The organism is Actinoallomurus sp. NBC_01490 (genome assembly GCF_036227085.1).
GTDB classification, from domain to species: Bacteria; Actinomycetota; Actinomycetes; order Streptosporangiales; family Streptosporangiaceae; genus Actinoallomurus; species Actinoallomurus oryzae.
In genome coordinates, this window is record NZ_CP109433.1 from 5,131,103 (window position 1) to 5,151,302 (window position 20,200).

A 20,200-nucleotide genomic window follows, 5' to 3' on the forward strand; every position below is an offset into this window, starting at 1 on the left:
AAGTCTGATGACCGACAGGAATCCTGTCAATGGGGTAGGGTCGTTCCGATGTCGCACCAGGGTGCGCCGCAGTGGCGCACCGCCTCACGAACGAAGGAGAGGGCGCCGTGGCGGAAGCGGCCGCGCGGCCGGCCGGGAGAGGCGCGAAGGCGGCCCCTTCGCTGCTGTACCTGGTCAAACGCACCGAACTCGCCGTACGGGCGCGCCTTGACGAGGTGCTCAAGCCGTCGGGGCTGACCGCCCTGCAGTACACCGCGCTGACCGTGCTGGAGCGGCATGACGGTCTCACCGCCGCTCAACTCGCCCGCGACTCGTTCGTCACCGCGCAGTCGATGGCCGACATGGTCCGCACGCTCGAGAGCCGCGGCTACGTCGTCCGGCACCCCAATCCGGCCAACCGGCGTGAGCTTCTCATCGCGCTGACCGATCTCGGGCATCGGCTCCTCGCCGACTACGAGCGGCCCGTACGCGACATCGAGCGACGCATGACCGACGGCCTCACCGACGACGACGCCGCCCGGCTGCGCAGGACTCTCGACCACGCGTGGCGCCGGCTCTCCTGACGCGGGCCGGTCCTCGCCTCAGTGCGGAGGCGAGCTCGACAGGGCGCTGCGGCAGGCGGCCACGTAGCGGCGCAGGTCGTCGACCTCGTCCGCGGCGAGCGGCGACAGCATTCGCTCCTCCACGGCGTCCACGTCCGCGCGTACGTGATCGAGGAGTTCCTGGCCCTCGGCGGTGAGCCGCAGCACCCGCCGCCGACGGTCACCCGGGTCGGGGTGCCGCAGGACGAGGCCGCGGCTCTCGAGAACGCCGACCATGTCGGCGGCGCTCTGGTCGGTCACGAAGGCGTTGCGGGCGAGCTCGGCCGTGCTGAGGTCCGACCGGCGCTCCAGAACCGTCAACGCCGTGTACTGCAACGGCGTGATGGACACCGGGCGCAGCACCTCGTCCAGCCGGGAGCGTACGGCCAGCTCCAGCTGCTTGACCAGATAGAGCAGGGACGTCCGCGCCTTGGCGCGGACGTCGCCGGAGGTGGCGGGGTCGGTCACCCGTCCATCTTCCCCGATTGCGGCGCAACGGAGAAAAACCCAGGAAACCTGTACATCAATAGTGATGCGTGACACAGTCTCTCGTTGGCAGCATCCGGGCTCCTCCGTTCCTGGAGACGCAATGAGCGATCTCACCACCGCACCGGCCAGCCGGCACGCGATCACCACCCCCTTCCTCACCCCCGGCACCCGCGTCGCCACCGCCCTCGCGGTGCTGGTGGCGCAGGTCGGGCTCGCCATCCCCGCCGTTCTGAACGGCCTGTTCCAGCAGGACCTGCACACCACCTCCGCGCAGCTCACCTGGATCTCCGACGCTTTCCTCGTGCCGGTGACCTTGCTCGAGCTGAGTTTCGGCGCCCTCGGCGACCTCTTCGGCCGCAAGCGTCTGCTGATCGGCGGCAGCCTGCTCATGGCCGTCGGTGAGTTGATCAGCGTGCTCACCCCGTCGGCCGGCACCTCGAACACCGCGGCCATCGCCACGCTGTGGACGGGGCAGGCGCTGACCGGCATCGGCGCGGCGGTCCTCTTCCCCACCTCGCTGGCGATGGTGGCCGCGGGCACCCACACGGCGAAGGACCGGGCGCGAGGCATCGCGGTCTGGTCCGCCGCGCTGTCGTCCGGAGGGTTCGTGTCCCCGCTTCTGGGCGGGCTGGTCACCAAGATGTCCTGGGGCGACGACCCGACGGCGACCTGGCGCTGGGCGTTCGTCGCGGTCTTCCTCCTCGCCCTGATCAGTGCGGCCGTCGCCCTGACCGCCCGGAACTCCTCCGCACCCGAGGGTCGCTCACTGGACTGGCCGGGGCAGATCACCGTCGCCGTCTCGTTGTTCGCCCTCCTGTTCGCCGTCATCCAGGGCGCCACGAGCGGTTGGTCGAGCCCGTGGGTGATCGGCGGTTTCGTCGTCGCCGTCGTCTTCTTCGCCGCGTTCATCGCCGCCGAGCGGCGGTCGCCGGCTCCGTTGCTGCGGCTGAGCCTGTTCGCCAACCGAGCCTTCGCGGTGAGCTCCCTCGTGACGGTGCTGGGCATGTTCGCCTTCCTGGGCACCGCCTACTCCACCAGCATCCGGCTGTCGGCGATCCAGGAGTTCTCGCCCCTGGAGACGGCCATCGCGTTCGTGCTGTTGCAGGGCTTCGCGCTGGTGCTCATGCCGGTCACCGCGAAGACGATTCACTCGTACAACCCGCGCTGGGCGCTGGGCGCCGGCTTCCTGCTGATCGCGGCCGGGGACTTCTGGATCGCCGCCCAGTCGGCGGTCGACCGATCCCTGTGGCCGATCGTCGCGCCGCTGGTCCTGGTCGGTGTCGGATTCGCGTTCGCGCTCTCCGGCGTGACCGCCGTCGCGGTCAACACCGTGCCCAACCACCTCGCCGGTATGGCCTCGGGCACGACCAGCCAGCTGCGGGACTTCGGCTTCACGCTCGGCCCCGCGGTCATCGGCGCGATCGCGTTGAGCGCGGCCGCCTCCGAGATCCAGCACAAACTGCACGCCAGTTCCGCGCTGCGGGCGGCGATGGAGAAGTTCGGCGCGAGCGCACCGCCCGAGGCCGTCGGCGCGGTGAACTCCGGCCCGCTCGGCGCCAACGCCGTCGCGGGCAACCCGATCCAGAACGTCGCCTTCCACGCTCTCGACCACGCGTACGCGATCGGCTATGTCGTTTGCGGGGTCTCCGCGCTCGTCGCCGCGCTACTGGCCGCGGGGGGAATGCTCGGTGGTGCGGCGCGCCGGCCCCTGGTCACCGAGGAGTCGCTTCATGACTGATCTGGTCGCCGAGGCCAACGCTTGTGGGACGTGAAGCGGCAGGGCGGCCCAGTGGCTGGATTTGTCATTACCGACCCGGGCGCGCTCGTTCAGCACGGATCAGTGCCGGACGATTCGCCGGCCTCATCGAGGTCGCTGACGAGCGCGTCCGGCGCACGCATGCGCCACGCGTCGGTCACGAGCTCTTCCAGACGTTCGACCTTCACCTCGGCCAGGCGCAGCATCACCAGGGGCAGGCCGTCGTAGCTCGGCGTGGTGAAGAAGAGGTCGGGCTCGCCGAGCAGGAGAGCCTGCTTTTCGGCCTCGTCCCCGACGTAGAGCACCGCGATATCGGTTCGGATCAGGCGCGGCCTCCCCGGCGTGCGCTCGGGGTAGGACCAGACGAACCCCTTGTCGGCGACCCGGAAGTCAAAGCCGTCACTGTCGATCTCCACCACGTGAGGCAGAGCCAGCGCCAACCGGCGCACATCGTCGGCGTCAGCCACCGAGATCCCTCCCAGAGCGCACGATCCGCATGTGCCGAGGCTACGCGCCGGCGACCGCATCGCGGACGAGGGGCGCCTTCGGCGGTCGCCGGCGCGATCATACGCGGCGGGAACCATCGAGGTTGCCGGGTGTGGACGGGTCGCGTCCACAGGATTTGTTGGAAGGGGGAAGCCCTTATCCCACAGTGGGGCTGCGACGTTCGATGAAAATCACGTCGCGCCATCGTCCGTGGTGGCGGCCGATGCGTTGGCGGGTTCCGACGGTGCGGAATCCGGCGCCGGCGTGGAGCCGGAGGCTGGCGGTGTTGTCGGGGAAGATGCCCGATTGGATGGTCCAGATCCCGGCGGTCTGGGTGGAGTCGATCAGGGCTTGGAGAAGGGCGGCGGCGATGCCGCGGCGGTGGTGCTCGGGGTGGACGTACACGGAGTGTTCGACGACGCCGGCGTAGACGCGGCGGTCGGAGACCGCCGCGGCGGCGATCCAGCCGAGGACCTGGCCGGTGCCGCTGTCGGTGGCCACGTGGCGGTGCGGCGGCAGCTTGGCGGCGTCGAATGCTTCCCAGGTGGGGGTCGTGGTCTCGAAGCTGGCGTTGCCGCCGTCGAGCCCGGCCTGGTAGATCGCCAGGACCTCTTCGGCGTCGCCGGGCCGCATGGGCCGGATCGCGATGCCGTCCGGCGCCGCGGGCTTACCCGCTTGAACGATCGCCGAGTGCAGACCGGGGGCGACCTGGTGGGTGGGCGTGATGGTCGCGGTGGTGAACCCGGCGGTGAGCAGCCGGTGGCGGTACTCGCTGAGGGTGAGGGTTCCGGCGGCGCAGCCGACGGCCTGTTCGGCCGTGGTGCGTTCGGCCGGGTCGAGGTCGTGGGCGGCGATGACGTCGGTGACGCCGAGGCGGCCGCCGGGGCGCAGGACGCGGAAGGCCTCGGCGAGCACGCGGGGTTTGTCGGTGGACAGGTTGATGACACAGTTGGAGATGACCACGTCGACGTGGGCGTCCGGCAGGGGGATGTCCTCGATGTGGCCACGGAGGAACTCGACGTTGCCGATCCCGGCTTCGGCCGCGTTGGCGGCCGCGAGCGTGAGCATGTCGGGGCTGGCGTCCAGGCCGTAAGCCTTGCCCGTCGGGCCGGTGCGCCGGGCCGACAGGATGACGTCGAGCCCGCCGCCCGAGCCCAGGTCGAGGATGGTCTCGCCGGAGGCGATGTCGGCGACGGCGGTGGGATCGCCGCAGCCCAGACTCGCCCGCAGCGCCGCCTCCGGAACCGCCTCATCGGCGCCGTAGCGGGCAGCGCCGAAACAGCCTTCCTCGTCGCGCTCGCTCGTCGTGCACGAGCCGGCGGGGGCCTGCCCGGCCAGGGCCTGGCGGGCCAGCCCGGAGTAGCGATCCACGATCGCCTCACGCGCATCCTCGAGGCTGCGGCCGGAGAGGTGCTCGGTCATCGGGTTCCCCCTGTCTCACAAGTGGCGGCGTCGGGCTGGGTGGGGACCGGGCGGCCCATGACCACGTCGGCGGCGGTCGGGAAGCAGCGCACGCAGTTCTCGTTGATCCGGTAGTACCGGGCGGTCCCTCGCTGCTCGACCAGCACGAACCGCACGTCGGCGAGCACCTTCAAGTGCGCCGAGACGGTCGATTGGCCGACGTCGACGGCCTGGACGATCTGGCCGACCGCCATCGGCTCACCGCGGCGGGCCAGCAGGGAGACGATCTGGATCCGGGTGGCATCGGCCAGGGCCTTGAACCAGGACGCGTACTCGACCGCCGTCGACCGGTCGAGAGGTCCGCTCTCGTCATTCATCGTTAATCGACGATAGGCGATGAAGTTTAGGGAGGGAAGAGGTCACACCGCCACGATTCACAGGCGGCGAAGCGGCATCAGTCCGAAGGGCAGCCTCGGACCGTGAGCGGCGATCTCGAGCAGCCGGTTGTACTTGGCGACGCGCTCGCCGCGGGCCGGTGCGCCGGACTTGAGCTGGCCGCAGCCGGAGCCGACGGCCAGGTCGGCGATGAAGGAGTCCTCGGTCTCCCCGGAGCGGTGGGAGACCATCGCGCCGTATCCGGCCTGGCGGCAGACCGCCATGGCCTGCAGCGTCTCGGTGACGGTGCCGATCTGGTTCAGCTTGATCAGGGACGCGTTGGCGATGCCGTCCTCGATCGCCTGGGCGATGACCGCGGGGTTGGTGACGAAGTTGTCATCGCCGACCAGCTGCACCCCCTCACCGAGCTCTTCGGTGAGCCGGATCCAGCCGTCGTGGTCGTCCTCGCCGAGACCGTCCTCGATGCTCCAGACGGGGAAGTCCTCGGTGATCTGCCGGTACCGCGCGATCATGTCCGTGCTCGTCAGCTTCTCCCCGGCCACCAGGTAGGTGCCGTCCGGCTGCCGGAACTCACTCGCCGCCGGGTCCAGAGCGATGGCGACGCCGTCCCGGCCGGGCGTGTATCCGGCGTCCCCGATCGCCTCGAGGAGCAAGGCGAGGGCGTCCTCGGGCCGGGTCAGGTCCGGGGCGAAGCCGCCCTCGTCGCCCAGACCGGCCGAATGCCCGCCGTCGGTGAGGCGACGGCGCAGCGCGGCGTACACCTCGGCGCCGGCGCGTACGGCCTCCGCCAGGCCGGGGGCGCCGAGCGGGGCGATCATGAACTCCTGGAAGTCCAGCGGGTTCGCCGCGTGCGCACCGCCGTTGAGGACGTTGAAGTGCGGCACCGGCAGGCGAGCGGGAACGCCGTCCGGGCTCAGGGACCGCCACAGCGGCACGCCCTGCCGAGCGGCGGTGGCGCGGGCGACCGCCATCGAGGTGCCGACGATGGCGTTGGCGCCGAGCCGGGACTTGTTCGGTGTGCCGTCCAGCTCGATCAGCGCCTCGTCGAGGGCGGCCTGGTCGGCGAATCGCCGGCCGCGTACGGCGTCGGCGATCTCGCCGTTGACGTGGCTCACCGCCGTACGTACTCCCTGGCCCCGGTAACGCTCAGGGTCGCCGTCGCGCAGCTCGACGGCCTCGCCGGACCCGGTCGAGGCCCCTGACGGCACTCCGGCACGGGCGACCACCCCGCCGGCGAGTTCGACGGTGACGGACAGCGTCGGACGTGCCCGGGAGTCGAGGACCTCGATGGCACGCAGCATGGTGATCTCGATCGACACGATCGGCCTTTCGTCGGTGAACAGATGAGTGATCCCGTACGGGTACGGCGCGGCATCGACCGGCAAGTGCGCCCAGGCTCCGGCGTTCGCGCGCCGGTTCGAATGCTGGACAGGGCATGGTCCTCCCACCGCTGAAGGTAGGGACCGTTGGCGGCGAACACCGCGGATGACGGCGAGCCCCTCCGCCGTACTCTCAGACTAAGGGTGGTCCCGGTGCCGGAGAAGGCGAGACGGCGACGGATCGGGGGCCGGCCGCGGGCGATTCGATCGCGGCCGGCGGCCGGCATCGCGTGGCGATCCGCTCGACGCCCGCGGACCGGCGGATCAGCGTGTCGCCGTGACCGCCGCGGCGGTCGGCTGCGAGGTCAGGCCGTCCAGGTGCGCTTGCCGCGCGTCCAGCTCTGATCTGCGCGCCTGGTCATCGGCGGCCGAGCCGGGGGCGGCGTCCAGCACCGACGCCAGGCGGTCGATCGTGGTCCCATGGCGCTGATCGATCCCACGTACCAGTGCGCGGGTGGCTTCGGCCAGGCGGTACTGCAGGTCGGCGCGGGCGCGGCCGATCTGCCGGGGAACGAGTTCGGCCGTCTCACGCAGGTGATCCCGCGCCCGGCGGCGGCCGAACCGCCCGGGCAGGTGACGGCGGACCGCACCTGCCAGCAGTTCCGTCCGGCCCGTGCTGCCGGTGAAGACGTAGAAAAAGCGAGGATCTTCGATCAGCCGTCCCTCCTCGGGCGGCACGGTCAGAACCACCTCGAGCAGCTCGGCCGCGTCATCGCGGACCGTCGCAAGCTCACGGTCTCACCGGCGACGAGAACGCGGATCCGGTCCGCGGCCGGAGCAGGGAACTCCTGACCGAGCCGTACGCCGGGTCACGGCAACCCCGGGCGACCGGTCCCCGTTCCCGCGCCGGCCGCGAACGTACGGTGACCACGTTCATGGCCACAGGTCGGACTCGGCGAGGCCGAGGTAGGCCCGGCCGTCCAGGACGGTGGGGACACGGCGCCAGGCGGTGGTCTCCCTGCCCTTGGGCTCGTGCCGCAGGTCCCACGCCTGTCTGACCGCGTCCTCGTTCAGCTCCCAGGCGTACTGGCGGAGCCGGGTCAGCAGCCGACGCAGAAACGCCTCGGCCCGTCCGGTGCGGGCCAGTTCCTCGCCGTGTCGCAGGCACAGGCCATGGCCGCGATCCAGCGCCTCCCGTACGGGTGCGTCGTCGGCGCAGGCCGCCATGAGGGCGAGGCGGCGGACCGGCACGCCCGGCAGGTGCGGTCGTCGGCTAGGCCGCCGACCGCGCGCTGGTATCGATCCACGGGACCGTCCGGTGCCGAACGGCGCAGCCGTCGCCTCAGACGGGTACCCGTGTGCCGGGCGGCCACCGCCAGTTCGGCCACCCGCGCCCGCAGGAGTTCGCGGCGGGCGCGGACCGTACGTGCCGGCCCGGCCGCGTGCCGCGCGGCGTCGTGCAGGTGGCGTGGACACAGCCGCAGGTCGTGGTCGCTCGGCTCGGTCTGCTCCAGCAGCCGGGTCAGGTAGGTGTCCTCCGCTCGTCCGGCCTGTCGGCAGCAGGGACACGAGCCGGCCTCCAGGTCCGTGGCAAGCCGTTCCGCGGGTGGTAGGTCGACCGGTCCGGGCGCCTCGGCGACGAGGGCATACCAGCGCGCTCGGTGCTCGGCGTCCGGGTCGGTCCCGGCGGCCGCGGTGATCCCGGCTTCGGCGATGGCCGCATGCACCGCGTCGGCCGCGACGCCGACCTGGGCGGGACCCGAGCCCGGGACCAGGTGCCGCAAGTGGGGATAGCAGAGTCCTCGGTGTCGCCGTAGGGCGGCGCTCACCTCGGAGGATTCCAGCGAGGCCGTCAGCAGGGCGCCGGCGGCCTGGGCGCGCCGACCCGCCGTCTCGCACACCGGGCACCGCGCCGGCGGCGGCGCCTCACCCGCCGTGATCAGCCGCTCGGTCCGGCCGACCGCGGCGCGCAGGACGAACTCCCACGGCTGCCGGAGGACGGCGGGCTCGCCGAGCGCGATCAACCGCCGGGTATGGGCGGGGCAGAACCCCAGCGAGCTCCGGAGCAGCGCTCCCGCCTCCTCGCTCAGAGCAGGAGCCATCAGCGGCGCGCACCGCGGTTTCGGTGAGCTCCATCACCGTGTCGGCCGGTCGGCCGGACCGGCAGCCGCCCTCAGCGTACGGCCGGTCACCACGCCGACCCAGGCCGCGGACGACGTGGGCGCGCGCCGAAGCCCCGGTCACTCGGCCGGCGCCGGGCGAGGCCGCTCGCGCTCGCGGGCGAACGCGGCGTTGATCTCGCACTCGGCGGCTTCCCGGTCCTGCCAGCCGCGTATGTCGGAGTCCTTGCCGGGTTCGATCTCCTTGTAGATGTTGAAGAAGTGGCCGATCTCGGCGCGGACGAAGTCCGGGACGTCCTCCAGCTCACGTATGCCGGCGTACCGCAGGTCGTGTGCGGGAACGGCGAGGATCTTCGCGTCGGGGCCGTTCTCGTCGTGCATCCAGAACACCCCGACCGGACGGGCCGCGACACCGCAGCCGGGGAACGTCGGCTCCTCCAGCCACACCATGGCGTCCAGGGGATCACCGTCCTCGGCCAGCGTGTCGGGGACATAGCCGTAGTCGGTCGGATACTGCGTCGCGGTGAACAGCAGCCGGTCCAGCCGGATGCGCCCGAGACGATGGTCCATCTCGTACTTGTTCCGCGAGCCCTTCGGGATCTCGACGACGATCTCGATCTCCATGCCGCCTCCCTAACAAGGGCATTCCCCGTGGTCGGACGGTTCCCACCGGTGAGCCGGCGCTCCTCTGCGCACCCTCCGTGGAGGGAGTGTCGCGCCGCGTTAACCTTCTCGAACCGACGGTGCGGCGCGACGTAGGTGTGTAACCGGTTCCTGATTCGGCGCGATGGAGGCCTGATGGGCGACTGTCCGCTTCGCGCTGTCAGCATCGACGGCTCGGCAGCCGGCCGGCGTCGGCCGGATACCGGATGACCGGCCGGAAGGCGTCCGCGGCGCTGAAGTTCGTGCTCCTGGTCGGCGTCATGAGCTTCTTCGCCGACCTCACCTACGAGGGCTCACGCAGCATCATCGGCCAGTACCTGAAGGTGCTGGGCGCCGGGGCGCTGGCGATCAGCGCCGTCACGGGCTTCGGCGAACTGGTGGGATACGGGCTGCGCCTGGTCTCGGGTCGCCTCGCGGACCGGACCCAGCGGTACTGGCCGATGACCATCGGTGGCTACGCGCTGCAGATGGCGGTGGTGCCGCTGCTGGCGCTGGCCGGGAACTGGCAGGTGGCCGCCGTACTGATCGTCCTCGAACGGGCCGGGAAGGCGACCCGGAACCCGCCACGCGACGCGATGCTCTCGCACGCGGCGAAGGACATCGGCTACGGCCGGGCGTTCGGCCTGCACGAGGCCCTCGACCAGTTCGGTGCGATGTTCGGCCCACTGGCGGTCGTCCTGGTGTTGCTGCTTGGCCGGCACGACTACACGATCGCGTTCGCCGCCCTGGCGATCCCGGCCGCGGTCACGCTGTCGCTGGTGGTGGTCGCCCGCCTGTTCTACCCCCGTCCGCAGGACCTCGAGGCGGGCCCTGCCGAGGTGCGTGCCGGCGGCCTGCCCCGGGTGTTCTGGATCTACCTGGCCGCAGGGGCGCTCGTGGCCGCCGGGTTCGCCGACTTCCCGCTCATCGCCTACCACTTCCAGCGGGCCGGCATCGTGTCGGCCACGCTCACGCCGCTGTTCTACGCGGTGGCCATGGCCGTCAGCGGGATCGGCTCGCTGGTCCTGGGGCGCCTGTTCGACCGGGTCGGGATCGGCGTCCTGGTCCCGCTGACGATCGTCGCGGCGTCGTTCGTTCCGCTGGTGTTCCTCGGCGGCTTCTGGGCCGGGCTCGCCGGGGTGTCACTGTGGGGTCTGGGTATGGGCGTGCACGAGTCGATCATCCCGGCGGCGGTGGCCCCGATGGTCTCCCCGGACCGGCGTGCTTCGGCGTACGGACTGTTCACCGGCGTGTACGGGACCGCGTGGTTCCTCGGCAGCCTCCTGATCGGAGCGCTGTTCGACGTCTCACCGTGGGCGGTGGTGGCGTTCTGCGTCGCCGCCGAACTCGCCGCGATCCCACTGATCCTGACCGTACGGCGTCGCACACTTCTCGCCGCGTGACGTACCCGGGCCCTCCCGGACGGCCCGGAGACCCTGTCGTGCACACCGGCGCCGGCCGCCGGGATAATCGTGTCCCGTCGGGGGAGCCGATCGAGGCCGGCGGACCGCCGGTCGGCCGCCACTGAGGAAACCGTCATGATCTGGGACGTCGTTATCGCGGTCGTGGCCGGGCTCGCCGTGCTGTGGCTCGCCGTCATCGCCGCCCTGTGGACCGTCAAAGGGCGCTTCGAGCTGGCCGCTCTGCGTGCGGGCCTGCGGGTGCTGCCCGACCTGATCCGCCTGCTCAAACGCCTGGCCGCCGACCGTACCCTGCCCCGTGGCGTACGGATCCGGCTGTGGCTGCTGCTGGCCTACCTGCTGCTCCCGATCGACCTGGTACCCGATTTCATCCCCGTCGTCGGCTACGCCGACGACGCCATCATCGTCGCCCTCGCGCTGCGCTCGGTCATCCGCCATGCGGGCCCTCGAGCGATCGAACACCACTGGCCCGGAACCGACGACGGCCTGACCGCGATCCTGCGCCTCGCCGGTACGACCCGCACGCACCATGAGAGAGGCGACAAGCGCTGACGGCCACTGTTCCGCCTGCCACCACGACCGGGCTCACGGACGGAGTGTCGCGGCGAGCGCGCGGGGGTCGAGGAGGAGATCGAGGGCACTGGTGACCGAGGTGCAGACCACGTCGGCGGCGGCCAGCGCGTGGGGCGAGGCGCCTTCCGGGCCGATCACCGCGATGCCGAGCGTCACCGCACGCAGCACCGGTTCGTCGTTGCGGCCGTTCCCGACCGCTGCGCACGTCTCGGCCGTCAGCCGCCGGGCGACGGCCGCCTTCTCCGCGCCGGACCGCACCCGCTGCGCGGTCACGCCGCCGAGCTCCGCCGCGATGTCCGGCAGCGTCCCGTACGTGTCGGCGGTCAGAAGGTGCACCTCCAGGAGCTCCCGCAGCCGGCTGATCCGGTCGGCCACGCCGTCGATGAGGCGGCCCCGGTCGGTGAGCGTCCCGTTGACGTCGGCGATGAGGTGCGTGAGCACCAGTGGTACCCGATCGGGCAGGGTGACGGTGATGGCCACAATGCGCAAGCCTACGTCCGGCCGGTGCGGGACGCCGTGCCGGCGGATTCGCTCGTCGATCAGAGTCGCTCGGAAGCCGGGTGTCGCGCTCGCGTAGGTGCGGTGAGGTCGAGCAGGACCATGGCGTCGTGGTCGGGGGAGCCCGGCTGGGCGTGGTAGGCGCTGAGGCGCTGGCCGGGAGTGCCCTCCAGCAGCATGCTCTGGTATCCGAGGGTCAGGTCGCCGACGTCGGGGTGGTGGAAGGTCTTGGTCGCTGAGCTGTGGGGTCGTACGGGGTGGAGGAAGACGTAGCAGGCCAGGTTGCGATGTCTGGAGGGCCAGTCCTCCACACCGGCGTACAGACGCAGGCCGGCGGGGTTGGCGGCCAGGATGTCCATGGTCCGGCTGAGGATAATCGCGGGGTGCGGTCGCAGGCTCTCCGGCAGGAGTTTGAGGCCGGGCTTGACGGCGCGGCTGGGTGCGGCCGGTGGGTCGGGGAGGTGGCGTGCGGCGCGGACGGAGGACTTCGACGCCGACGACAACCGCAAGAGCAACCCGCGCTTCACCGGCGAGAACTTCCAGCACAACCTGCGCAGCGTCGAAGAGGTCAAGGCCGTCGCCGCCCAGGTCGGCGCGACCCCCGCGCAGGTCGCCCTCGCCTGGCTCCTCACGCGGGGCGAGGACATCGTGCCCATTCCCGGCACCAAACGCGTCTCCCGCCTGGAAGAGAACCTCGCCGCCGACACCGTGGAACTCACCGCCGAGCAGATCGCCGCGCTGGACGCCCTGACGCCCGCCGCGGGCGAGCACCACAACGAAGCCCGAATGCGCATGATCGAACGCTAGGTGTCGGCAAATCCCTGGATAACAGGACAATCACAGCCTGCACCGAGCCTTGACGCGGGGTTCGCTCGGATATGAAATGTCACATCACATACGAAGGAGACCACTCTGAGCGCCTCCCGCAAGCCACGGCACGGCGGATCTCATGGGCATGTACGGCGGGCCATGCCGTCCTCCGCGCCTGCCGCTGATCGGGGAGCACGAGAAGGCCGTACGTGCCGCCATCGAAACGGCGGCGCATTCGGAGAGCGATGCGTGGTGCGCCGGCGGCGGCTGCCACCGCGTGCGATTTCGACCCGTTCCCCGGAGGGTTCCTCCTTTGGGCCTCCTCACCCGACCAGCGGAGTTTCCTATGAGAAAAGCAGTGTTCGGCGTCATTCTGGCGACGACCGCCCTTGCCGTCTCAGCCTGTGGCCAGGGCATCCTCGGCGGCGACAGTAAGAAGGACAAAGGTCCGATCCTGCTCGGCATGGACATCCCCCTGTCCGGCAGCAGCGCCGAAATCGGCCCGTACATGAAGAACGGTGCCCAGCTGGCGGTCGATGAGATCAACGCCAAAGGCGGTGTGCTGGGCCGCAAGCTGGAACTGCGCGCCGAAGACGACGCCTGCGACCCGAAGACCGCGGTCGCCGCCGCGAACAAGCTGGTCGCCGCGGGCGTCGCGGCGTCGGTCGGCGGCTACTGTTCCGGGGCGACGCTGCCGACTCTGCCGGTCTTCGACCGCGCCAAGATTCCCATGGTGATCCCGGCGGCGAACTCCACCGAACTCGTCGAGCAGAAGCTCAAGCACGTGTTCCTCGTCAACGGCACCGGTGACCAGCAGGCCGCCTCCGCGATGGCCTGGGTGACCAAGGTCGGCGCCAAGAAGGTCGCGCTTCTCGACGACAACACGTCGTACTCCAAGGACATCGCGGTGCGCACCGCTGCGGAGCTCGACAAGCCCGGCGGACCGGACAAGGCATCGCTGGACGCGGTGACCCCGGGTGAGAGCGACTACTCCGCCAACGTCACGAACGTCCTCAAGGACAACCCCGACTTCATCTACTGGACCGGCTATTACCAGGAGGGCGGCCTGATCCTGCGCCAGCTCCGCCAGGCCGGGTACAAGGGCAAGTTCATGGTCGCCGACGGGTCGGTGGACGCCAAGCTCGTCAAGATCGCCGGTGACAAGGCCGCCGAGGGCACCTACGCCACGATGACGCAGACGCCCGACACGCTCCAGGGCGCGAGCAGCTGGATCGCCGACTACAAGAAGAGGTTCGGTGTCGACCCCGGGCCCTACTCCCCGCAGGCCTACGACGCGGTGCGGGTCGCGGCCGAGGGCATCAAGAACGCCGGCAGCACCGACGGCGACAAGGTCGCCACGGCGCTGGAGAAGATCAACGGCTTCCCGATCTTCTCTGGACCGCTGAAGTTCACCCCGGAGCACACGCTGACCAGTGGCGGTTTCGTGATCCTCGTCGTCAAGGACGGCAAGTTCACGCTGCAGGACGCCCTGAAGTAGGCCTTTCATGTCGCAACTGATCTGGAACGGTCTGTTCGTTGGATCGTTCTATTCCCTGGTCGCGCTCGGCTACAGCATGGTGTACGGCATCATCAAGCTGCTCAACTTCGCCCACGGCGACCTGTACATGCTGGGCGCGTTCAGCGGGTTCGCGATGCTCGGCGCGATGGGCGGGCTGGTCAAGTCCTCCTCGCTCGTCGCGCTGCTGGTCGTGCTCGTCCTGACGATGATCGCGACCGGTCTCTCCGGGATCGTCATCGAACGCGTGGCCTACCGCCCGCTGCGGGGTGCGCCACGGCTCTCCCTGCTGATCACCGCGGTCGGCGCGTCGTTCGCGCTGGAGTACGGCACCCGCATCTTCGCCGGGCCGAACCCGAAGGTCTACCCGGTCCGGCTGAACGGCACGGCGCTGAACGTCCTCGGCGCCCGCATCACGTTGCAGCAGATCGCCCTGATGGCCCTGTCCGTCGCCCTCATGGTCGCGCTGAACCTGCTCATCACGCGGACGCGTGAGGGCCGGGCGATGCGGGCGATCGCGCTGGATCCGAAGGCGGCCCTGCTCATGGGTATCGACGTGGACAAGGTGATCGCACGGACGTTCTTCATCGGCTCGGCGCTCGCCGGGGCCGCGGGGGTCATGGCCGGCGGCTACTACGGAAAGATCGACTTCCTGATGGGCTTCATCATCGGGCTCAAGGCGTTCACCGCGGCCGTGATCGGCGGGATCGGCAACATCCCCGGCACGATGCTCGGCGGTCTCGTCCTCGGTCTGCTGGAGTCCTTCGGCACGCACTGGGTCGGCGGCCAGTGGCGCGACGTCTTCGCGTTCGGCTTCCTCATCCTCTTCCTGACCGTCCGGCCCACCGGCCTGCTCGGCGAACGCGTGACGGAGCGGGTCTGAATGAAGGCGGGTCTGAATGAATGACGTCATGAAGGTCGACGATCCGCCGGTCAAGCCCGTGAAGGGCCGCGGACCGACGTTCATCACCCGTTTCCTGGAGAGCCGGCACCTCGGCTGGGCGGGCCTGGCCATCGGGCTGCTCGCACCGTTCGTGATCGCGACGCCGTACGCGATAAGCGTTATGACCAGCGCGGTCATCTTCGTGATGCTCTCGGTCGGGCTGAACATCGTGGTCGGGTACTGCGGTCTGCTCGACCTCGGGTACGCCGCGTTCTTCGCGGTCGGCGCGTACACCAGCGGGGTGGCCTCCACCAAGCTGCACCTGCCGCTGCTGGCGACCGTTCCGCTGGTCGTCGTCGTCACGCTCATCGCGGGCATCGTCATCGGCGGTCCCACCCTGCGGCTGCGCAGCGACTACCTGGCGATCGTGACGCTCGGCTTCGGGGAGATCATCCGGATCATCGCCAACAACCTCGACGTCACCGGCGGACCGGACGGCATCTATGGCATCCCCGGGCTCTTCGGCGACGCCACCTCTGACCCCGTGGTCTTCTACTACGTCGTGCTGGTCATCGTGGCCGTCGCGGTACTGCTGGCCGCGCGCCTGGGCCGGTCCCGTATCGGCCGGGCGTGGCGGTTCGTCCGCGAGGACGAGGACGCCGCCGAGGCGATGGGCGTGCACACCTACAAGGTCAAGCTGGCCGCCTACATGGCCGGTGCGGTGTGGGGCGGCCTGGCCGGGGTCCTGTTCGGCGCGCAGCTGTCGGCGATCTCGCCGGCCAGCTTCACGTTCCTGCAGTCGGCGCTGGTGCTGATGGCGGTCGTGCTCGGCGGCATGGGCTCGACGCCGGGCGTGGTGATCGGCGCGATCGTGATCAGCCTCCTGCCGGAGATGCTGCGCGGCCTGGCCGACTACCGGTTCTTCGTGTTCGGCGTGCTGCTGATCATCATGATGATCGCCCGGCCGCAGGGCCTGTGGCCTCATCGGTCGAGGGAGCGGTGATGCTGGAAGTCGAGGATCTGACTCTGGCCTTCGGCGGCGTACGCGCCGTCGACGGGCTCAGCTTCCGTGTCGAGAAGGGCGAGATCGTCTCCATGATCGGCCCGAACGGTGCGGGCAAGACGTCGGCGTTCAACTGCGTCACCGGCTTCTACAAGCCGACCGGCGGCCGGATCAGGCTGGCCGGGAACGACGTGACCGGTCGCCGGCCATCGTTGATCACCGCGCTCGGCGTCGCCCGTACGTTCCAGAACCTGCGGGTGTTCGGCGAGATGTCCGTGCTCGACAACGTACGCGCCGGAACGCACGTGTGGCTCAAGCAGCGCGTCGCGGACGCGTTGCTGCACACGCCGCGATACCGCCGTACCGAGCGGGAGGCCACCGAGGAGTCGAACAAGTGGCTCGACTTCGTGGGCCTGCGCGGCGACCGGGCCGGGCTCGTGCGGAATCTGCCGTACGGTGAGCGGCGCCGGGTGGAGATCGCGCGTGCCCTGGCACGGCGGCCGCAGCTCCTGCTCCTCGACGAGCCGGCGGCCGGCCTCAACCACGGTGAGAAGGCCGAACTGCTCGACCTCATCCGCCGGATCCGCGACCTCGGCATCGCGATCGCGCTCATCGAGCACGACATGGGCCTGGTCATGGAGGTGTCGGATCGGGTCGTCGTGCTGAACTTCGGGAAGGAGATCGCCGACGGTACGCCCGATGAGGTCCGCGGCGATCCGGCGGTGGTCGAGGCGTACCTCGGGCGCGACGCCGATGAGGAAGAGGTCGAGGCGGCGCGGGAGGAGGTCGGCGGTGCTCGAGCTGAGTGATCTCGAGGTGAGCTACGGCGGAGTGCAGGCCCTGCACGGGCTGTCACTCACCGTTGGCGAGGGCGAGATCGTGGCGCTGCTCGGTAACAACGGCGCCGGGAAGACGACCACGCTGTCCGCGGTATCCGGGCTGGTGAGGCCCGATGCCGGCCGGATCGAGTACGAGGGCGCCGACATCACCCGGGAGCCTCCTCCGAAGATCGTCGCCCGCGGACTGGTGCACGTGCCGGAGGGGCGGCGGATCTTCAGCACGCTCACGGTGCACGAGAACCTGCTGCTCGGCGGGTACCTCGTGCGCGACTCCAGGGAACTGACCCGTCGGGTCGACCGGGCGTACGAGCTACTGCCCAAGCTCGCGGAGCGACGCGATCAGGACGGTGGCACGCTGTCCGGCGGCGAGCAGCAGATGCTTGCCATCGGCCGGGCGCTCGTGGCGGCGCCGAAGCTTCTCATGCTCGACGAGCCGTCGATGGGGCTGGCACCTCTGATCGTCGCGGCGGTGATGGACGTCATCGCCGACATCAACGCGGCCGGCACGGCGGTGCTCCTGGTCGAGCAGAACGCCAAGGTCGCGCTCAAGATCGCGCATCGCGGTTACGTGATCGAGAACGGCCGCTGCGTGCTGGACGGCCCGGCGGACCGCCTGGCCGCCGACACTCGGGTGGTCGAGGCGTACCTCGGGGGTGTCGCGTGATCCAGACCGTCGACTACCACAGCGCGGGCGAGCCGTTCCGGATCGTGCTGTCCGGCGTGCCGGAGATTCCCGGCGCCACCGTACGGGAACGGCGGACGGCGGTCCCCGAGGAGGCCGACACCGTACGCCGGCTGGTGTGCCACGAGCCGCGCGGCCACGCCGACATGTACGGCTGCTTCCTCGTGCCACCGGACGATGACGGAGCCCATCTCGGCGTGCTGTTCTGGCACAAGGACGGGTACTCCACGGCCTGCGGGCACGGCACCATCGCGCTCGGCACCTGGGCCGTGGAGTCCGGCCGGGTGACCGCCGCCGCGAACGGCGAGACCGACGTGATCATCGATGTGCCGTCCGGCCGGGTGACCGCCCGGGTCCGCGGCACGGAGGGCCGGGTCAAGTCCGTTGCCTTCCGCAACGTCCCGTCGTACGTGCTGGCCCGTGACGTGCCCTACCGATCGGCACGGGTGGACGTGTCCTACGCGGGAGCCGTGTACGTCTCGGTGCGCGCCGCCGACCTCGGCCTGTCCGTGACGCCGGACGCACTGCCGGAGTTGATCAGGGCGGGCCGTGAGGTCAAGGCGGCGCTCACTCCCATGGTCGATCATCCGGACGGCATCTACGGCACCATCCTGTACGACGAACTGCCGGACACGCCGGACGGCCCGCACCAGCGCAACGTCACGGTGTTCGCCGACGGGGAGGTGGACCGGTCGCCGTGCGGCTCGGGCACGTCCGCGCGGCTCGCTCTGCTCTGCCCCGATGGTGTGCTGACTCACGACTCGATCGTCGGCACCCGCTTCCTGGGCCGGGTCGTGGACCATACCGAGGCCGGCGTCATCACCGAGGTCGAGGGCACGGCCCACCTGACCGGCGAGCACCGGTTCACCCTCGACCCGGACGACGCCCTCGGGACCGGATTCGTGCTGCGATGATCAACGTCGAAACGCTGCCCGGCGAGTCCGAAGCGGCGGACGTGCTGGAGCGGGCGCTGCGGTCGGGGCTCGATCCCGAGGCCGGCCCGGAGCGGTCCGTCGCGGACGTCCCGGCCGGCCAGATCCTGCTCATGCCCGCCGCCGTGCCCGGCTACGCGGGCGTGAAGGTCGCCACCGTGGCGCCCGGTAATCGTGACCTCCCCCGTATCCAGGGGATCTACCTGCTGCTCGACGGGGAGACCCTCACACCGGTCGCACTGCTGGACGGCGTGGCGTTGACCTCCGTCCGGACTCCCGCGGTGTCCGCGGTGGCGGCCCGGCATCTCGCGGCGCCCGATGCGAGCAGCCTGGTCGTCTTCGGCACCGGGCCGCAGGCGTGGGGACATGTCCGCGCGCTGCGCGCGGTACGCCCCCTCGACCAGATCACGGTGGTGGGCCGGAGCGGCACCGAGGAGTTCGTGGCGCGATGCCGGGAGGCGGGTCTGCGCGCCTCGGCGGGGACGCCGGACGCGGTGGCCACCGCGGACGTCGTCGCCTGCTGCACGACCGCGCGCGAGCCGCTGTTTCCCGGAGCACTCGTGCCCGCGCACGCCGTCGTGATCGCGGTCGGCTCGCACGAACCCACCGCGCGGGAGGTCGACGGGAATCTCGTGGCGCGCTCGCAGGTATTCGTGGAGTCGCGGGCGGCGGCACTGCGCGAGGCCGGAGATCTGATCATCCCTGGCGCGGCCCGCGCCCCGTACAACCTCGCCGAACTGGTGTCCGGGAGGGCACCGCTCACCGAGGACCGTCCGCGGCTGTTCAAGAGCGTTGGCATGGCCTGGGAGGACCTGGTCGTCGCCGTCGCCGCCTACGAGAGGACCGGGGTGTGAGCGAGCTGAACCTGCCGTCGCTGGGCACTCGGCAGAACGTACGTGAGCAGGTCGCGGAGGCGCTCCGCGCCTCGCTGGTCGCGGGCGAGATGCGACCTGGCGTCGTGTACTCCGCGCCGGCCCTGGCCGAGCGGTTCGGCATATCTCCCACACCGGTCCGCGAGGCGATGCTGGACCTGGCCAAGGAGGGCCTGGTCACGGCGGTGCGCAACAAGGGTTTCCGGGTCACCGAGCTGTCCGACCGGGACCTCGACGAGATCACCGAGGTACGCGCGCTGATCGAGGTACCGACGGTCGCCCGGATCGCGGCATCCCCTGAGGGAGCCGAAGAACTCCGCCCGCTCGCCGAGGCCATCGTGACGGCGGCGGAGCGCCGGGACATCCTCGGCTACATCGAGGCCGACCACACCTTTCACCTGGAGCTGCTCGCACTCGCCGGTAACGCGCACCTCGTCGGGGTGGTCCGCGAACTGCGGCACCGTTCACGCCTGTACGGCGTGCCGAGCCTGGCCGAACGCGGCGAACTGCTGCCATCCGCGCGGGAGCACCTACAGCTTCTCGACTTCGTCACCGGCGGCGACGTCCAGGCGGCCGAGACGCTGATGCTCCATCACCTCCGGCACGTCCGTGGCATCTGGGCCGTCCCGCGAGAGAACTCCGAGGCTTGCTGATCCGACATCCAGCGGACGGATGAGCTCAAGGTGGGCACCCGGTCTTCGCCCGATCCGCCTGCCGGCGAGCTCGACGAGAGGCTTACCGGCCACTATCGGCCACTATCGGCCTCCCGGCTGAACGACCGGGTAAGGCCTCCCGTTGGAGCCGGAAAACCCCCACAAACAGGGCAGATACGGAGCACGAACGCCCACACGTCCGACCTTTCGATGTCTGATGACATCGACCAAAATGATAATTATCGTCGTCCTGTCCGGCGCCCTCGGTGCCTACCGCCTGCACGATCAACGGAAAGGAGGACACCGGTCTGCGAGACGACCGACCTCC

General features: G+C 70.4%; 23 protein-coding genes and 1 riboswitch. Of the genes, 13 read left to right on the forward strand and 10 right to left on the reverse strand.

Annotation, left to right across the window (positions count from 1 at the left end; translation table 11 throughout):
• The first annotated feature begins 107 nt into the window (after window positions 1-107).
• Entirely contained in the window at window positions 108-563 is a 456-nt protein-coding gene (locus tag OG417_RS24120) for a MarR family winged helix-turn-helix transcriptional regulator (protein WP_329260291.1), read from the forward strand.
• 18 nt (window positions 564-581) lie between these two features.
• Here the strand turns inward: OG417_RS24120 and OG417_RS24125 are convergent, their stop codons facing one another.
• Window positions 582-1,049, reverse strand: coding sequence for a MarR family winged helix-turn-helix transcriptional regulator (locus OG417_RS24125; protein WP_329260292.1), 468 nt, complete (start codon window positions 1,047-1,049; stop codon window positions 582-584).
• A 121-nt stretch (window positions 1,050-1,170) separates the two neighbouring features.
• Between OG417_RS24125 and OG417_RS24130 the strand changes: the two genes are divergently transcribed.
• On the forward strand, window positions 1,171-2,808 hold the full coding sequence (locus tag OG417_RS24130) for an MFS transporter (RefSeq protein WP_329260293.1): 1,638 nt from the start codon (window positions 1,171-1,173) through the stop codon (window positions 2,806-2,808).
• Window positions 2,809-2,897: 89 nt separating this feature from the next.
• Here the strand turns inward: OG417_RS24130 and OG417_RS24135 are convergent, their stop codons facing one another.
• The 7 genes from OG417_RS24135 to OG417_RS24165 all read right to left on the reverse strand — a co-directional run bounded on the left by OG417_RS24135 (window position 2,898) and on the right by OG417_RS24165 (window position 9,172).
• Entirely contained in the window at window positions 2,898-3,293 is a 396-nt protein-coding gene (locus OG417_RS24135) for an MmcQ/YjbR family DNA-binding protein (RefSeq protein WP_329260294.1), read from the reverse strand.
• Between the two features lie 175 nt (window positions 3,294-3,468).
• A complete protein-coding gene (locus tag OG417_RS24140) occupies window positions 3,469-4,734 on the reverse strand; it encodes a GNAT family N-acetyltransferase (protein WP_329260295.1) in 1,266 nt (421 codons plus the stop codon).
• Window positions 4,731-5,090, reverse strand: coding sequence for an ArsR/SmtB family transcription factor (locus OG417_RS24145; RefSeq protein WP_329260297.1), 360 nt, complete (start codon window positions 5,088-5,090; stop codon window positions 4,731-4,733). The genes OG417_RS24140 and OG417_RS24145 overlap by 4 nt, the downstream gene beginning before the upstream one ends.
• Window positions 5,091-5,147: 57 nt before the next feature.
• Window positions 5,148-6,494: a phosphopyruvate hydratase gene (gene eno, locus OG417_RS24150; RefSeq protein ID WP_329260299.1), complete on the reverse strand. Its 1,347-nt coding sequence runs from the start codon at window positions 6,492-6,494 to the stop codon at window positions 5,148-5,150.
• 258 nt (window positions 6,495-6,752) lie between these two features.
• Complete coding sequence (locus OG417_RS24155) at window positions 6,753-7,178, reverse strand: hypothetical protein (protein WP_329260301.1); 426 nt, start codon at window positions 7,176-7,178, stop codon at window positions 6,753-6,755.
• Window positions 7,179-7,528: 350 nt separating this feature from the next.
• Window positions 7,529-8,530 carry a hypothetical protein gene (locus tag OG417_RS24160; protein WP_329260304.1) on the reverse strand — a complete coding sequence of 334 codons (1,002 nt, stop codon included), beginning with the start codon at window positions 8,528-8,530 and terminating at the stop codon, window positions 7,529-7,531.
• Window positions 8,514-8,577, reverse strand: a riboswitch (Fluoride riboswitch). Its footprint overlaps the gene before it by 17 nt.
• A 91-nt stretch (window positions 8,578-8,668) precedes the next feature.
• Window positions 8,669-9,172: an inorganic diphosphatase gene (locus tag OG417_RS24165; RefSeq protein WP_329260306.1), complete on the reverse strand. Its 504-nt coding sequence runs from the start codon at window positions 9,170-9,172 to the stop codon at window positions 8,669-8,671.
• A 245-nt stretch (window positions 9,173-9,417) separates the two neighbouring features.
• On the opposite strand from OG417_RS24165, the gene OG417_RS24170 reads away from it, so the two are divergent.
• A complete protein-coding gene (locus tag OG417_RS24170) occupies window positions 9,418-10,593 on the forward strand; it encodes an MFS transporter (protein WP_329260309.1) in 1,176 nt (391 codons plus the stop codon).
• A 135-nt stretch (window positions 10,594-10,728) separates the two neighbouring features.
• Entirely contained in the window at window positions 10,729-11,163 is a 435-nt protein-coding gene (locus OG417_RS24175) for a YkvA family protein (RefSeq protein ID WP_329260312.1), read from the forward strand.
• 33 nt (window positions 11,164-11,196) lie between these two features.
• Here OG417_RS24175 and OG417_RS24180 read toward each other — a convergent pair whose 3' ends face one another.
• Both OG417_RS24180 and OG417_RS24185 read right to left on the reverse strand, forming a co-directional pair.
• A complete protein-coding gene (locus OG417_RS24180) occupies window positions 11,197-11,664 on the reverse strand; it encodes a hypothetical protein (RefSeq protein WP_329260315.1) in 468 nt (155 codons plus the stop codon).
• 59 nt (window positions 11,665-11,723) lie between these two features.
• Window positions 11,724-12,209: an MmyB family transcriptional regulator gene (locus OG417_RS24185; protein ID WP_329260318.1), complete on the reverse strand. Its 486-nt coding sequence runs from the start codon at window positions 12,207-12,209 to the stop codon at window positions 11,724-11,726.
• Between OG417_RS24185 and OG417_RS24190 the strand changes: the two genes are divergently transcribed.
• From OG417_RS24190 to OG417_RS24230, 9 genes are all read left to right on the forward strand, one after another.
• On the forward strand, window positions 12,106-12,489 hold the full coding sequence (locus tag OG417_RS24190; protein WP_329260322.1) for an aldo/keto reductase: 384 nt from the start codon (window positions 12,106-12,108) through the stop codon (window positions 12,487-12,489). The genes OG417_RS24185 and OG417_RS24190 overlap by 104 nt on opposite strands.
• A gap of 349 nt (window positions 12,490-12,838) precedes the next feature.
• On the forward strand, window positions 12,839-13,990 hold the full coding sequence (locus OG417_RS24195) for a branched-chain amino acid ABC transporter substrate-binding protein (protein ID WP_329260324.1): 1,152 nt from the start codon (window positions 12,839-12,841) through the stop codon (window positions 13,988-13,990).
• A gap of 7 nt (window positions 13,991-13,997) precedes the next feature.
• Window positions 13,998-14,891, forward strand: coding sequence for a branched-chain amino acid ABC transporter permease (locus OG417_RS24200; protein ID WP_329260327.1), 894 nt, complete (start codon window positions 13,998-14,000; stop codon window positions 14,889-14,891).
• Between the two features lie 16 nt (window positions 14,892-14,907).
• On the forward strand, window positions 14,908-15,894 hold the full coding sequence (locus OG417_RS24205; RefSeq protein ID WP_329260329.1) for a branched-chain amino acid ABC transporter permease: 987 nt from the start codon (window positions 14,908-14,910) through the stop codon (window positions 15,892-15,894).
• Window positions 15,894-16,703: an ABC transporter ATP-binding protein gene (locus OG417_RS24210; RefSeq protein WP_329260332.1), complete on the forward strand. Its 810-nt coding sequence runs from the start codon at window positions 15,894-15,896 to the stop codon at window positions 16,701-16,703. Before OG417_RS24205 ends, OG417_RS24210 begins: the two co-directional genes overlap by 1 nt.
• Window positions 16,687-17,397 (forward strand): ABC transporter ATP-binding protein, encoded by a 711-nt coding sequence (locus tag OG417_RS24215; protein ID WP_442875719.1) that lies wholly within the window; start codon window positions 16,687-16,689, stop codon window positions 17,395-17,397. The genes OG417_RS24210 and OG417_RS24215 overlap by 17 nt, the downstream gene beginning before the upstream one ends.
• Window positions 17,394-18,329, forward strand: a complete 936-nt coding sequence (locus OG417_RS24220) for a proline racemase family protein (protein ID WP_329260338.1) — start codon at window positions 17,394-17,396, stop codon at window positions 18,327-18,329. The genes OG417_RS24215 and OG417_RS24220 overlap by 4 nt, the downstream gene beginning before the upstream one ends.
• Window positions 18,326-19,201 carry an ornithine cyclodeaminase family protein gene (locus tag OG417_RS24225; RefSeq protein WP_329260341.1) on the forward strand — a complete coding sequence of 292 codons (876 nt, stop codon included), beginning with the start codon at window positions 18,326-18,328 and terminating at the stop codon, window positions 19,199-19,201. The genes OG417_RS24220 and OG417_RS24225 overlap by 4 nt, the downstream gene beginning before the upstream one ends.
• Window positions 19,198-19,872: a GntR family transcriptional regulator gene (locus OG417_RS24230; protein WP_329260344.1), complete on the forward strand. Its 675-nt coding sequence runs from the start codon at window positions 19,198-19,200 to the stop codon at window positions 19,870-19,872. The genes OG417_RS24225 and OG417_RS24230 overlap by 4 nt, the downstream gene beginning before the upstream one ends.
• Window positions 19,873-20,200: the final 328 nt, after the last annotated feature.

Bases quoted from the DNA above. Each gene is read 5' to 3' on its own strand.
- OG417_RS24130 (WP_329260293.1), top strand. From the start codon at position 1,171: ATGAGCGATCTCACCACCGCACCGGCCAGCCGGCACGCGATCACCACC.
- OG417_RS24140 (WP_329260295.1), bottom strand. From the start codon at position 4,734: ATGACCGAGCACCTCTCCGGCCGCAGCCTCGAGGATGCGCGTGAGGCG.
- OG417_RS24145 (WP_329260297.1), bottom strand. From the start codon at position 5,090: ATGAATGACGAGAGCGGACCTCTCGACCGGTCGACGGCGGTCGAGTAC.
- OG417_RS24160 (WP_329260304.1), bottom strand. From the start codon at position 8,530: ATGGCTCCTGCTCTGAGCGAGGAGGCGGGAGCGCTGCTCCGGAGCTCG.
- OG417_RS24165 (WP_329260306.1), bottom strand. From the start codon at position 9,172: ATGGAGATCGAGATCGTCGTCGAGATCCCGAAGGGCTCGCGGAACAAG.
- OG417_RS24170 (WP_329260309.1), top strand. From the start codon at position 9,418: ATGACCGGCCGGAAGGCGTCCGCGGCGCTGAAGTTCGTGCTCCTGGTC.
- OG417_RS24175 (WP_329260312.1), top strand. From the start codon at position 10,729: ATGATCTGGGACGTCGTTATCGCGGTCGTGGCCGGGCTCGCCGTGCTG.
- OG417_RS24195 (WP_329260324.1), top strand. From the start codon at position 12,839: ATGAGAAAAGCAGTGTTCGGCGTCATTCTGGCGACGACCGCCCTTGCC.
- OG417_RS24200 (WP_329260327.1), top strand. From the start codon at position 13,998: ATGTCGCAACTGATCTGGAACGGTCTGTTCGTTGGATCGTTCTATTCC.
- OG417_RS24205 (WP_329260329.1), top strand. From the start codon at position 14,908: ATGAATGACGTCATGAAGGTCGACGATCCGCCGGTCAAGCCCGTGAAG.
- OG417_RS24210 (WP_329260332.1), top strand. From the start codon at position 15,894: ATGCTGGAAGTCGAGGATCTGACTCTGGCCTTCGGCGGCGTACGCGCC.
- OG417_RS24225 (WP_329260341.1), top strand. From the start codon at position 18,326: ATGATCAACGTCGAAACGCTGCCCGGCGAGTCCGAAGCGGCGGACGTG.